Raw genomic sequence first — 13427 nt, forward strand, 5'->3', positions numbered from 1 at the left:
CCCGACGCAAGGGCCGGACGGTTCTTAGTTCGTTCGCGTGTGCGTGACACTCCGTTTGGACGAAAAAGCGGTTACGTCCGTGGGCAGCGTGTCTCAGGACATGGAATACGTGGTGGCACAGGGGGCAGCGGTCCCGAAGATTGGGCTTGGAACGTGGCAACTGCGCGGAACCGCCTGCCGTCGGGTGGTCGAGACGGCGCTGGACCTCGGCTATCGGCACATGGACACTGCACAGAACTACCGAAACGAGCGACAGGTTGGCGCGGCCATCAACAATTCGACCGTGGACCGCGAGGACGTCTTCCTCGTCACGAAACTCTCGCCGACGAATCTGAGTGAGCAGAAGGTGAAAGAATCGACCTACGCGAGCCTCGCCCGGTTGAATACCGAGTACGTAGACTGCTTGCTCATCCACCGGCCGAACCCGCTGGTTCCCCTGCGCGAAACCCTCGACGCGATGAACGACCTCGTGGAAGAGGGCGTCGTCCACCACATCGGAGTGAGCAACTTCAGTCAGGCCCAGCTCATGGCCGCCCGTGACGAATCGCTCGAACCCATCCTGACGAATCAGGTGCGCTACACGCCGTTCGACCGAAAACAGGCGCTGGTCGAGTACTGCCAGATTCACGACGTCGTGCTGACGGCGTACAGCCCGTTCCTGCACGGGGGCCTGCTCACCGACAGCACGCTCTCTGGCATCGGGCTTCGCTACAAGAAATCGGCGGCACAGGTCGCCCTGCGGTGGCTCATCCAGCAGGACAACGTCGTCGCCATTCCGAAGGCGTCGTCGTATCCTCACCTGAAGGATAACCTCGAGGTATTCGACTTCAAACTCACCGACCACGAGATGGAACGCATTGGCCGCCCCTCCACGGCGAAGACGGTTTCCGGAACCCTGCGTGGGTTCCTCGCGGGTTAGGCGTCCTGCCCCTTCCGTCCGGATTTCGACTCGATGTCGAGGACGTACCCGTAGGGGCCGCCCATCGGGTCGGCCTCGGAGAACAGGCTCGGATGCCAGGCGTTTTGCTCCATCGTGTCGCGAGCGTGGGTCACCTCGTCGTCACGGATCTCTCGGAGCGTCCCGGTGACGATTGCGCTCTGCCAGTCGAATTTCGAGTTGACCTGATAGGCGAGGAAACTCGCCGTGTGCGTCCGCGACGCGTACGAAAGTTTCTGCGATTCCGGCCCCAGTTGCAGGAACATGAAGTACAGGTGGTCGCCGTCGTACCCAAACGAGACGGGCACGCCGTAAGCCTCGTCGCCGGCGGCCAGCGAGAGGACACCGTAGCCCTGGCTGCGCAGGAAAAAGTCAATCTCAGTGTCGGTCATCGTCCCACCCTGTTCGATGAATTCTTCAGATGACATGCTACTCCCCACTCCGTATTCGCGCTCGGACGGAATAAACCGACCCGTCGGGCGAAACGCCCTCGGCGGTGGAGCGCGTCGAGAACACTAATGGCAAATCGACTCACACAGCAGTGCTGGTGGTTCGACCTCCGCGGCGTGAACGCCTACCTCGTCGCCGACGGCGACGCCCTCACGCTCATCGACACGGGCAATCCGTGGGACGCAAAGACCCTCCGCAAGGAAGTGGCGGCCACGGGCTATGCGATGCGGGAGATCGACCGCGTGTTGCTCACCCACTACGACATGGACCACGTCGGGACGCTCGGCCGCCTCGTCGACCTCGACGCCCCCATCTACATCGGGGAGGGCGACGCCCCCTTCCTGCGCGGCGAGCAACGGCCACGATGGCGAAATCGCAAAGCGGCCCTCCAGCGCCTCGCCTCCCCCGTGCTCAAGGAGGTCCCGGAGGTGGAACTCGTCGCAGATGGCGACGAACTCGGGAGTTTCACCGCCTACCACACGCCGGGGCACACCCCCGGCCACGTCGCCTACGTGAGCGAGACGCTCTCTACCGCCTTCCTCGGCGACCTCGTCGTCGAACGACACGGCCGTCTCGAACCGTCGCCATACCTGCTCAGCTACGACGATGTGGAAGTAGAACGAAGCATCAAGGCGCTCGCCCACCGCGCGCCCCAGTTCGACGTCGCTGCCATGGGCCACGGCGTGCCATTTCTCAAAGACGGGGCGAAGCGATTGGACAGACTCGCTGCGACGCTGTAAACGGGAATTCGCTCAGACGAGTTCTTCTGCGACCGTCTCCGGGGAGAGCAGGTCCGGGTCGATGATGAGCGCAGACCGACCGCGGACGAACTCGGGGACCGAATCGTCCGCGTAGACGACGACCCGGAGTTGGTCGTTGATGTCCTTTGCGACCGGAATCGACGTGGCCTGTGAGACGTCCGTGAGGACGAACAGGTCACAGTCGACGATACCCGCGTCTTCGAGCGCGGGGCGGTTCGCGAACCCTTCGACGTAGGTGACGGAGACGCCCATCGATTCGAGGGCGTCACCGAGTGCGTACTCGTCGGCACCGACGACGATTGCATTCATTATTCGTACTCGATGGTCGCAGGCGGTTTGTGGGTTACGTCGTAGACCACGCGCGAGACGTTGTCGAGCGACCCCGTGATACGCGACTGGATGCGCTGGAGCGTCTCCCAGTCGAGTTCCTGAGCGCGGGCAGTCATGCCGTCACGGCTCTCGACCGAGCGCACGGCCACAATCCAGCCGTGAACGCGGTTGTCTCCTTTGACACCCGTCGCCTTGCCGATGACCGCGGCGAGCGCCTGCCACGGTTCGTAGGCTTCGAGTTCTTCTTCGACGATGAACGTCGATTCACGGGCGACTTCGACCTTCTCGCGGGTGACTTCGCCGATGACGCGCACGGCGAGGCCGGGGCCGGGGAACGGCATTCGCTCTGCGATGACCGATTCGAGACCGAGCTCGCGGGCCACCTCGCGGACTTCGTCCTTGTAGAGGTCGCGGACGGGTTCGACGATGCCGTCGAAATCGACCACGTCCGGGAGGCCGCCGACGTTGTGGTGGGACTTGATTTCGCCGTCGGATTCGATGCGGTCCGGGTAGATGGTCCCCTGAACGAGGAAGTCTGCTTCTTCCTCTTTGGCGACCGTCTCGAACTCGCGGATGAACTGCGCACCGATGATTTCGCGCTTCTCCTCGGGGTCGGTGACGCCGGAGAGCGCGTCGAGGAAGCGGTCCTGTGCCTCGACGACGCGAAGGTTCTCCATGAACGAGAACGTCTCGCGAATCTGCTCGGTCTCACCTTTGCGCATCAGCCCAGTGTCCACGTACACCGGGGTGAGTTGGCCGCCAACGGCGCGGTGGGCGAGCGTCGCGGCGACCGAGGAGTCCACACCGCCCGAGAGGGCGATGATGGCGTGACCGTCGCCGACTTCGTCTCGAATCTCTGCCTCTGCTTCCGGGATGAATTCGTCTACGTTTACCATCAGATTTCGACCTCCGATTCCTGCTCAGCGAGAACTGCCTTCACGAGTCCGACGAACGGCGGACTCGCCCGACCGGGACGGGACTTGAACTCGGGGTGGAACTGCGTCCCGAAGAAGTATGGATGACCCGCGAGTTCGAGAATCTCCATCCGGTTGTTCGCCTTGCCTGAGAACGTCAGGTCGTCGGCTTCGAGCTGGTCGATGTAGTTCGGGTTCACCTCGTAGCGGTGGCGGTGGCGTTCGACACACGACGTCCCGCCGTACACCTCGCTCGCGAGGGTGTTCGGCGTGATTTGAGTCTCGTGTGCGCCGAGGCGCATCGTGCCGCCGAGGTCCTCTAAGTCGTACTGTTCGGGCAACAGGTCGATGACCGGGTGTGGCGTCTCCGGTTCCATCTCCGTCGAGTCTGCGCCGTCGAGTCCGAGGACGTTGCGGGCGTACTCGATGACGGCGAGTTGGAACCCGAGACAGAGACCGAGGAACGGAATGTCGTGTTCGCGGGCGTAGCGAATGGCCTTGATTTTGCCCTGCGTTCCGCGGGAGCCAAAGCCGCCGGGGACGACGATGCCGTCCGCGTCGTGCAGTCGTTCCATGTGGTCCTCCGCCATCTCGTCTGAATCGACCCAGAGGATGTCCACGTCGACGCCCTGGTCGAGGCCGGCGTGTTTGAGCGATTCGTGAATCGAGATGTAGGCGTCTTCCAGTGCGTACTTCCCGACGAGCGCGATTTTGACCGACCCGGAGGTCTCCTGAGTCACGAGGTCGCGCCACTCGTTTTTGCGCTCGCCCTTCGGAATGGCCTGGTCCGCGATGGCGAGGTGCTCCATCACGTACTCGTCGAGTCCTTCCTCTTCGACCATCAGCGGGACGTGGTAGATGTCCTCGACGTCGGCGTTAGAGAAGACGGCCTCCGTCGGAACGTCACAGAAGAGCGCGATTTTTTCCTTGGTCGCCGGTTCGAGTTTCGTCTCACAGCGCCCGACGAGGATGTCTGGCTGGAGGCCAATCGAGCGCAGTTCTTTGACGCTGTGCTGGGTCGGTTTCGTCTTCTGCTCGCCGTTTTTCGAGTACGGGACGAGCGTGACGTGCGTGAGCAGAACGTCCTCCTCTTCTTCCTCGTGGACGAACTGGCGGAGGGCTTCGAGATATGGCATGCCCTCGATGTCGCCAATCGTGCCGCCCACTTCGACGATACAGATGTCGTGGCCCTCTGCGGCCTCGCGGATGCGGCGCTTGATGTCGTCGGTGATGTGCGGGATGATCTGGACCGTCTTCCCGAGGTAGTCCCCGGCGCGCTCCTTCTCGATGACGTGTTTGTAGGTCTTCCCGGTGGTGATGTTGTGGTCGAACGTCATGTCGATATCGAGGAAACGTTCGTAGTTACCCAGGTCCAGGTCCACTTCGCCACCGTCTTCCAAGACGTACACCTCGCCGTGCTGGTAGGGATTCATCGTCCCCGCGTCGACGTTGAGATACGGGTCGATTTTGACCGCGGTCACGTCGAACCCAGCGTTCGAGAGAAGTCGGCCGGTGCTGGCGGCGGTGATACCCTTCCCGAGTCCGGACATCACACCCCCGGTAACGAAAATGAACTTGTTCCCGAGAGTCGGGTCGTAATCCGTTTCGGGTTCCGTCGGCATACTGTCTGTCCGCAATCGTTCTTCAAAACCATTTCGGAGCGTCCGAGCCACCGAGACGGCTTCCCACACTACAGGTGTGCAACAAGAAAGTCGCAGACGAGCGCGGCGACCTTCTGTTTCTGCCCGATGAAAAAGTGGTCGGCGCTCATCTCGTCGACGCGGAAGTCGAGTTCGCGCGCCCGCTCGACGACTGGCTCCCAGTTCGCCGTCGTGTCACGCGAGGCGAACACCACTTGCGTGGGGGCTGCGATGTCGGAGAGCGACGCCGCCACGTCGAGGCCCGCAGGGAGCGCACCGGCGGGTGCGAGCGCGCTCACGGCCGCGAGGTCATCGCGACCCGCCGCGGTCAACAGGGCAATCGCGCCGCCAAAGGAGAAGCCAAAGAGACCAACGTGTTCGTAGTGGTCCTGCGCCCACGCGACGGCGTTACGGGCGTCCTCGCGCTCGCCGCGGCCTTCGTCCCACGCGCCGTAGTCGAATCGGAGCGTTGCGATACCCTGAGCGGCGAGTTCCTCGGAGACGGCGGTGAGCCGTGAGTCGGTTCGTTTGCCGCCCTGCTGGGGGTGTGGCGGGCACGCGACGACGACGCTCGTCGCGTCGGGGACGGTGTCGTGAGTCGCGCGAACGTCTCTGGCGCCAGGGATGAGTACGGGTTCGCCTGTCATTATTGAGTGTTAGTGTGGTGAGAGTTTTTAAGGCCGCGCATGGCCAATAGCACCCATGGGAATCTTCGCGCGCATGTCGTACGTCATCCGGTCTAAAATCAACGCGCTGCTCAATCGGGTGGAGGACCCGACTGAGACGCTCGATTACTCTTACGAGCAGATGCGCGACGAGCTACAGGACGTAAAACGCGGCATCGCAGACCTCACGACGCAGAAAAAGCGCCTCGAAATCCAGAAGCGTCGATTGGAGGAGAACGTAGAGAAGCACAACCGACAGGCACGCGAGGCGGTCAACCAGGATCGCGACGACCTCGCGCGGCAGGCCCTGGAGAAGAAAAAACAGAAGATGACCCAGATTGAGGAACTGGAGGGCCAAATCGCCAATCTGCAGAACACCCAGGACAACCTCGTCTCGAAGAAGAACGAACTCCAGAACCGCATCGAGGAGTTCCGCACCCAGAAGGAGACCATCAAGGCTCGCTACGAGGCCGCAGAGGCGAGCACCCGCGTCTCCGAGGCGATGACCGGCGCAGGCAAGGAGATGGAGGACGTTTCACGGGCCATCGACCGCGCCCGCGAACGTACCGACGACATGGAGGCCCGGGCTGAGGCGCTCGACGAACTCGAAGAGACCGGCGCGTTCGAGGACGCACTCTCCGACAAGGACTCCATCGACCGCGAACTCGAATCGCTCTCGACAGACAACGAAGTCGAGGCCGAACTGGAGACGCTAAAGGCCGAAGCCGGCAAGTCCACGCCGAAGGCGGAATCGGAAACCGAGATGGACGCAGAGACGGAAGCGGAGACAGAAGCGGAGACGACGGATCCCGAAGTCGAAGCCGAACTCGAAGACATCAAAGAAGAAGAAAACTAACCGGGTAGCCACCAACCCTTTTGCCGCGCCAGTATTCCTCGTTGCATGAGCAATGGAACTGACGAGCCGAGTGACACGATGCGGGGTCGTGTCCCGGAAAGCCGTGTGAAACTCTGGTTTCTCATGGGCGCAAACCGTTGGCTCGTCGCCGGACTGCTGTTAGTCGCCTTTTTCGTGACACTCGTCATTCTCGGGGCGCTCGACCCCACCCTGATTCGAAAGACGATGTCGAGCAAGGACCCGACTGAGACGCTGTTTCAGGCGTTCGTCACCGCCATCATCACCGGCGTGACGCTGGTGGTGACGCTGAACCAACTCGTCCTCTCACAGGAACTCGGCCCCATCGGCGACCAGCGAGACCGCATGGAGGGCGCGATGCAGTTCCAGACCGACGTGGAGGAAGCCCTCGGCGTGCAGGTCAGCCCCGCAGAACCCTCGCGCTTTCTCAAGACCATCATCGAATTCTCTGGAAAGCACGCAGCGGAGCTCAAAGACGCCCTCGACGGGAACGTGAATGACGACGAACGCGACCACATCACTCGATTTACAGACAGCGTCACCGGCAACGCAGACGAGGTCACAGAAGAGCTCGACGAGGCCCAGTTCGGCACCTTCGACGTCCTCTCTGCGGCACTCGACTACAACTACTCGTGGAAGGTGTACGAGGCGCGGCGCATCCAGAACCAGTACGGTGACAAACTCAACGACGAGGCCTCAGAAGCCCTCCAGAAACTCCGCGACGCCCTCACCTTCTTCGGACCTGCCCGTGAGCACTTCAAGACGCTCTACTTCCAGTGGGAACTCATCAACCTCTCTCGGGCGATGATGTACTCCGCAATCCCGGCGCTCATCGTCGCCACGGTGTCCATCATCTACCTCGATTCGAGTTCCGTGATGGGCACGTTCCTCGGCCTCGACAACCTCGTCTGGGTCGTGAGCGCGGCCTCCGCCATCTCCATCGTCCCGTTCGTCATCCTGCTCGCGTTCGTCATGCGCATCGCGACGGTGGCGAAGCACACGCTCTCGATTGGCTCGTTCATCCTCCGGGACACGGAGGGGAGTCACAAAACGGGTGGCGACTGAGCGGGTCGGTTGGCGTCCGAACCCCAGCAACAGACCCGCAGGCTCAGGCGGCGACCGGTTCTCGAAGCAGATTTTCGAGTTCGTCCGCCTTTCCGGCCGTGAGCGGCCCGGGCGCGTGCCACCTGACCTCCCCGTCCCGTGTGACGAGGAAGGCGTGCATCGCGTGTTCCGAGAGAATTTCCAGTTCCCAGCGGAACGGCCGTTTGTCGATGTACGCCGTAATCGTGCGTTCGCGTGTGTTCACGTCCTCGATGTTCGCGCGCATCCCGCCGTCGATGAACGGGCGGACGAGCCGGTAACTGCGGCTCAGGACGGGCAGTTCGTAGTACTGAAACCCGTCGTGGGTGGCGCATAAATCTTCGACGAACGGTACCCAGGAGTCCACGTCAGCCTGCTGGTCGCGGCGGAAGGCGACGAACACGAGGTTCAACTCCCCCTCGAAGTCCCGCGGCAGGTGGTACTCCTTCCCTTCTAGATTTGACCCTGTTACGGTTGGAAATTGCAACGCAATACACGTCGTGGCGGGGTCGCCAGACAAGTGGAGGTTCGGGGGGAAACAGGATAAACGTGCCTGCGACTGGGCTGATTTACTCGAGGAAATCCGGTTCCAGCCGCTTCTCTTCCTGTTCGGATTCGAGATGCGCCTTGAAGTCGGCTAACTGCACGTCGTTGCGGTCGCGCTCTTTTCGGTCGCGCACGGAGATGGTGCGGTCTGCTTCCTCTTCGCCGCCGACGATAATCTGGTAGGGCACGCGGTCGGTGTGGGCCTGCTGAATCTTCCGACCGACCGTCCACGAGCGGTCCTCGATGGTGACACGGAAGTCGCCCAGTCGGTGTTTGAGTTCCTTCGCGTACGGGATGTTGTCGTCGCTCACGGGCAGGATGCGCACCTGCTCTGGGGCGAGCCACGTTGGGAACTTGCCGTTGTAGTGCTCGATGAGCACCATGAAGAAGCGCTCGAAGGAGCCGTAGAGGGCGCGGTGAATCATCACCGGGCGGTGGTCCTCGTTGTCCTCGCCGGTGTAGGTGAGGTCGAAGCGCTCCGGCATGTTGAAGTCGAGTTGGACCGTCGGCCCGTCCCAGACCCGGCCGAGGGCGTCCTCGAACGAGAAGTCGATTTTCGGCCCGTAGAACGCGCCATCGCCGTCTTCGAGGCGGTAGTCGATGGCCGAGTCGTCGAGGACGGTCTTCAGTTGCGTCTCGGCTTGCTCCCAGATTTCGTCGCTGCCGACGGATTTCTCGGGGCGAGTGGCGAGGGCGACTTTGTAATCTAAGTCGAACGTTTCGAGCACCTCGAAGATGAGGTCCATCGTGTCTTCGACTTCCGATTTAATCTGGTCGGGGCGGACGAACAGGTGGCCGTCGTCGATGGTGAACGCCCAGACCCGGGAGAGCCCGGAGAGTTCGCCGCGCTGTTCCTTGCGATAGACCTTCCCGTTCTCTGCGTAACGAACTGGGAGGTCGCGGTAACTCCACGACCCCTGCTTGAAGATGGTCGCGTGGCCGGGGCAGTTCATCGGCTTCAGGCCGTACTCCTCGTCGTTGACGTCGAGGAGGAACATGTCGTCTACGTAGTTGTCGTAGTGACCGGACTGCTTCCAGAGTTCCGTCCGGAACAGGTGGGGCGTCTCGACGTAGTCGTAGCCGAAGTTCTCGTTCAGCGACTGGCCGTAGCCTTCGAGCTGCTGGAGGATTTTCTTCCCGTTCGGGTGGTACAGCGGGAGGCCGGGGCCGGTGACTTCGGGAATCGAGAAGAGGTCGAGTTCACGGCCGAGTTTGCGGTGGTCGCGCTCTTTGGCCTCCTCGCGCTGTTCTAAGAATTTTTCCAAGTCCTTCTCAGATTTGAATGCCGTCCCGTAGACGCGAGTGAGGGTATCGTTTTCTTCGTCGCCGCGCCAGTAGGCCGAAGAGATGTTTAAGAGTTTGAACGCGCCGATTTCGCCGGTCGATTCGACGTGAGGGCCCTTACAGAGGTCTTTGAACTCGCCCTGCTCGTAGAAGGAGAGTGTGTCGTCGCCCGCCGCTTCGGTTTCGAGGATGTCGCGTTTGTACGGGTTGTCCGCGTACAGCTCGAGTGCCTCCTCGCGGGAGAGTTCGACGCGTTCGACATCGAGGTCTTCTGCGATGATGTTCTCGGCTTCGGCCTCGATTGCGCGCAAGTCGTCGCTGTCTAAATCGACGCCAGTGATGTCGTAGTAGAAACCGTCGTCGGTCCACGGGCCAATCGTGAGTTTGGCTTCGGGGTGGAGGCGCTGGAGGGCCTGTGCGAAGACGTGCGCACCGGTGTGGCGGAGGACGGTGAGATACTCGTCACTCTGTGGGGTGACGATGACGAGGCGGCAGTCCGTGGTCAGGGAGGTGTCCTTGTCCACGAGGTCACCGTCTACGACGCCAGCGACCGTGTCTCGGCCGAGTCCGGGTCCGATTTCGAATGCCACGTCTTCGACGGTCGACCCCGACTCCATGTGGAGTTCGGAACCGTCGGGCAACGTGACGACGATTTCGCTCATGGCCGAGGTAAGAAAGAGACGGAAAATAAGTGTGTTGAGACGCGGACGCAATCGGCCGTGTGAGTACGTGTCAGTCCACGACAGGTTTATCTGGTGGGGTCAAGTCTGCTTAGCTATGAGTGTGTTGTTCGGGACAACACGTGGACTCGCCTCCTTCTAAGTAGCCGTGCCGCTGGCTTGCCGTTTGCCACGACTTTCCACATCCACGTATCCAACCCAACAAATCGAATGAAACTCCTGTTTATCCACGCAGACCATCTCTCCTTCGAAGCGAAGAAGGAGGCCGGCAGAGACATCGCAGAAACCGACGGCGTCGCCATGGAGGGGCGCATGGACGACTGCGTCACCGTCTTCATCAGCGTCGAATCGGGGGACGCAGAGAGCGTCTCCGGCGTCGTCGAAAACGCCGCGGCCGAACTCCGCGACGTCACGAGCCAACTGAACGCAAACAAGGTGGTGTTGTATCCCTACGCCCACCTGAGCGACGACCTCGCGCCACCGGACGTCGCAAAGCGCGTCATGCGCGAACTCGAAGCCGAACTGAAAGACGACTACGAACTGCTTCGCGCACCGTTCGGGTGGTACAAGGCGTTCGAAATCTCCTGTAAGGGCCACCCGCTCTCCGAACTCTCGCGCCACGTCAGTGCCCACCGCGACGAGGAAAAAGCGGCCGAGGAGCGCGAACCGAGCGAGTGGTACGTCTGCACGCCCGACGGCGACCTGCTCGACCCGGTCGAATCGAAAGCCCAGTTCAGCGAGGACTTCCAGGCGCTCATCGCCGCGGAAGTCGAGGGCGTCACCGCGAGTAAAGGCCAGGAACCGCCGCACTTCGCACTGATGGGTGAGAAGGAGTTCGTCGGCTACGACGAACTCTCAGACGTGGGGAACCTCCGTTGGTACCCGCGGGGCAAACTCGTCCGTGACTCGCTCATGCAGTACGTTTCCGACCTCGTCATCGACTACGGCGGGATGCCCGTCGAGACGCCCATCATGTACGATTTGGGCGCACGCTCGATTAGCGAGCACGCAGAGAAGTTCGGCGAGCGACAGTACCGCTTCGAGTCCGGCGACCGGCGTATGATGCTCAGATTCGCCGCCTGCTTCGGCCAGTTCTCCATCATGCGCGACATGCACATCTCGGCGAACGACCTCCCCCTGCGAATCTACGAGCTGAGCACCTACTCCTTCCGGCGCGAACAGCGCGGCGAGGTGATGGGCCTCAAACGCCAGCGGGCGTTCACCATGCCCGACATGCACACCGCGACGAAGGACATCGAACAGGCGAAAGTCGAGTTCGAAAAGCAGGCGAAACTTGGCTACGCGACGGGCGGCGATTTGGGCGTTTCCTACGAGGGCGCGTTCCGCATGACCCGCGAGTTCTACGACGAAAACCGCGAGTGGGTCGAATCGGTCGTCGCTGATCTGGGAAAACCCGTCCTTCTCGAACTGCTCCCCGAGCGTCACCACTACTGGTCTGCGAAAATCGACTTCGCCGTCATCGACGGCCTCGGCCGCCCCATCGAGAACCCGACGGTGCAAATTGACGTCGAGAGCGCAGCGCGGTTCGGCATCGAGTACAGCGACGGCCAACAGACCCACCACCCGAACATCCTGCATTACTCGCCGAGTGGCAGCATCGAACGGGTGATGGCTGCACTGCTCGAACACGCGGCGACCCAGGACGTACCGCGTCTGCCGACGTGGCTTTCGCCGACCCAGGTTCGGTTCATCCCGGTGAGCGATGACCACGTGGACTACTGCGACGACCTGGTCGCGCGACTCGCCGAAGCGAAGATTCGGGCGGACGTAGACGAGCGTTCCGAGACGGTCGGAAAGCGCATCGCGAAGGCAGAACGCGACTGGGTCCCCTACTACGTCGTCGTCGGTGACCGCGAACTCGAAGCTGGCGCGTTCAAGGTCAACCGCCGGGAGTCGAGCGACGAGGTGTCACTGTCGTTCGACGAGCTTCACGAACTGGTCGACGACGAAATCGGCGAGCGTCCCCGGCGGCCTCGCTATCTCCCGGCGCACGTCAGCGGTCATCCGCACTTTACCGGCGCGTAGGCGGGCGATTCAGGCGGTCCGCCAGAGGACGCTCTCCGCTTTCTCGCCCGCCCACTCGGCGCTTCCGTGGCGCTCGTTGAGCGTCCCGTCTTGCTCCCAGTCGCGGACGACCTGCGAGAGCCCGTCGCGGTAGGAACCGTAGTGGGGCCGCCAGCCGGTTTCCTCGCAAAATGGTTCGTTCGTGGTCTGCATCGAGTGGCTGAAAAAGCGTGCTGCATCCGTGCCGGTGGTGTATTTCGCCAGCCACGCCGGCACCCGCCGTGGCTTCGACGCGCCGAGCAGGCGGGCGAACTCCATCAGGTAGTTCGCGGTGGTAACGGCTTCGTCGTCGACGACGTGCCAGAGGCCGTCGGTTCGGCGGTCGATGACGGTCGTGAACGCGCGGGCAGCGTCCTCCGCGTGCAGACACGACAGGTGGGCGTCCCCGCGTCCGAACAGCCCGCTACCGATGATGGGCATCTCACCGGCGAGCAAACCCTGCGCGATGAGTTGCGTGTGGGTCGCTTCCGGGGCGTACAGCCATCCACAGCGAAGAATCGTCACGTCGTAGCCAAACGCCATGCGAGCGTCGATCGCGAGACGTTCTGCGTCCGCTTCCGCCTGCGTGTGCGGTGTGGGATTCCAGTCGTCCTCCTCGGAAAACGGCCCGCCGTCTTCGCGTCTCGCCACCCAGACGATGCTCTGGTGGACGTACTGGTCTGCGCCGACCCGACTCGCGAGGGCGGTCAAATTTTGCGTGCCCTGGCGTCGTACCTCGTCGTTTCTGGCCCAGTCTTCCGAGGTCGGGTCACGCGTTTTCGGCGCGGCCGTCGCGGCGTTCACGATGACGTCCGCCCCTGCGGCGGCCATACACAGCGACTCGTAGTCGAGAACGTCGCCGCGGCATGGCTCTCCGCCCGCAGCGCGGACCAGTTCGTCACCTCGAGGAGAACGGCTCAGGCCGTACACCTCGTGGCCCTCCCGGGCGAGTTCGGCAACCAGTCTCCGACCGAGAACACCGGTTGCCCCAGCCATGAAGACGTGCATACCCGCTCATTCGGGACGCATATATAAAAACTCACACATTTCTCACATTGCCTGAAATGTTCAGGAAGGCGGCCTATAAGCAAACTATAACCAGTGTTACTCACAGGACATGACATTATCAACAAGTTACAGGAGTGATGACAGCGTCGTGGAATGACTTGCGGGAATTGTAACCAACGTAAGATGAACGC

The 13427-nt window shown here is 62.0% G+C and carries 13 protein-coding genes; 5 read left to right on the forward strand and 8 right to left on the reverse strand.

The genetic code is table 11. The features are described from left to right. Window positions 1–100: 100 nt before the first annotated feature. Entirely contained in the window at window positions 101–919 is an 819-nt protein-coding gene (locus tag P0648_RS14530) for an aldo/keto reductase (protein ID WP_276246545.1), read from the forward strand. On the opposite strand, the gene P0648_RS14535 is transcribed toward P0648_RS14530, so the two are convergent. After that, the gene (locus P0648_RS14535) at window positions 916–1365 is read right to left on the reverse strand and encodes a pyridoxamine 5'-phosphate oxidase family protein (protein ID WP_276246544.1); all 450 of its coding nucleotides are present in this window, start codon (window positions 1363–1365) and stop codon (window positions 916–918) included. The two genes, P0648_RS14530 and P0648_RS14535, sit on opposite strands and share 4 nt — an antisense overlap. A gap of 90 nt (window positions 1366–1455) precedes the next feature. Here P0648_RS14535 and P0648_RS14540 point away from each other — a divergent pair, with 90 nt between their 5' ends. Next, window positions 1456–2127 carry an MBL fold metallo-hydrolase gene (locus P0648_RS14540; protein WP_276246543.1) on the forward strand — a complete coding sequence of 224 codons (672 nt, stop codon included), beginning with the start codon at window positions 1456–1458 and terminating at the stop codon, window positions 2125–2127. A gap of 12 nt (window positions 2128–2139) precedes the next feature. Here P0648_RS14540 and P0648_RS14545 read toward each other — a convergent pair whose 3' ends face one another. The 4 genes from P0648_RS14545 to P0648_RS14560 form a co-directional block, all read right to left on the reverse strand. After that, complete coding sequence (locus P0648_RS14545; RefSeq protein WP_276246542.1) at window positions 2140–2457, reverse strand: CTP synthetase; 318 nt, start codon at window positions 2455–2457, stop codon at window positions 2140–2142. After that, a complete protein-coding gene (gene guaA, locus P0648_RS14550) occupies window positions 2457–3374 on the reverse strand; it encodes a glutamine-hydrolyzing GMP synthase (RefSeq protein ID WP_276246541.1) in 918 nt (305 codons plus the stop codon). Before guaA ends, P0648_RS14545 begins: the two co-directional genes overlap by 1 nt. Continuing rightward, window positions 3374–5014 carry a CTP synthase gene (locus tag P0648_RS14555; RefSeq protein WP_276246540.1) on the reverse strand — a complete coding sequence of 547 codons (1641 nt, stop codon included), beginning with the start codon at window positions 5012–5014 and terminating at the stop codon, window positions 3374–3376. Before P0648_RS14555 ends, guaA begins: the two co-directional genes overlap by 1 nt. Before the next feature lie 68 nt (window positions 5015–5082). Then, complete coding sequence (locus P0648_RS14560) at window positions 5083–5679, reverse strand: alpha/beta hydrolase (protein WP_276246539.1); 597 nt, start codon at window positions 5677–5679, stop codon at window positions 5083–5085. A gap of 55 nt (window positions 5680–5734) precedes the next feature. Here P0648_RS14560 and P0648_RS14565 point away from each other — a divergent pair, with 55 nt between their 5' ends. Both P0648_RS14565 and P0648_RS14570 read left to right on the forward strand, forming a co-directional pair. Beyond that, on the forward strand, window positions 5735–6553 hold the full coding sequence (locus P0648_RS14565; protein ID WP_276246538.1) for a PspA/IM30 family protein: 819 nt from the start codon (window positions 5735–5737) through the stop codon (window positions 6551–6553). Window positions 6554–6598: 45 nt separating this feature from the next. Beyond that, window positions 6599–7636 carry a hypothetical protein gene (locus tag P0648_RS14570; RefSeq protein ID WP_276246537.1) on the forward strand — a complete coding sequence of 346 codons (1038 nt, stop codon included), beginning with the start codon at window positions 6599–6601 and terminating at the stop codon, window positions 7634–7636. A gap of 43 nt (window positions 7637–7679) precedes the next feature. Here P0648_RS14570 and P0648_RS14575 read toward each other — a convergent pair whose 3' ends face one another. Together P0648_RS14575 and thrS are read right to left on the reverse strand one after the other, a co-directional pair. Further along, entirely contained in the window at window positions 7680–8141 is a 462-nt protein-coding gene (locus tag P0648_RS14575) for a hypothetical protein (RefSeq protein WP_276246536.1), read from the reverse strand. A gap of 82 nt (window positions 8142–8223) precedes the next feature. After that, window positions 8224–10146, reverse strand: coding sequence for a threonine--tRNA ligase (gene thrS / locus P0648_RS14580; RefSeq protein WP_276246535.1), 1923 nt, complete (start codon window positions 10144–10146; stop codon window positions 8224–8226). Window positions 10147–10374: 228 nt separating this feature from the next. Between thrS and P0648_RS14585 the strand changes: the two genes are divergently transcribed. Next, window positions 10375–12210: a threonine--tRNA ligase gene (locus P0648_RS14585; protein ID WP_276246534.1), complete on the forward strand. Its 1836-nt coding sequence runs from the start codon at window positions 10375–10377 to the stop codon at window positions 12208–12210. Window positions 12211–12219: 9 nt separating this feature from the next. Here P0648_RS14585 and P0648_RS14590 read toward each other — a convergent pair whose 3' ends face one another. Further along, on the reverse strand, window positions 12220–13236 hold the full coding sequence (locus P0648_RS14590; protein WP_276246533.1) for an NAD(P)-dependent oxidoreductase: 1017 nt from the start codon (window positions 13234–13236) through the stop codon (window positions 12220–12222). Between the last annotated feature and the right edge of the window lie 191 nt (window positions 13237–13427).

The sequence above is a fragment of the Haladaptatus sp. DYSN1 genome (genome assembly GCF_029489995.1).
In the GTDB taxonomy this organism is placed as follows: Archaea; Halobacteriota; Halobacteria; order Halobacteriales; family Halococcaceae; genus QDMS2.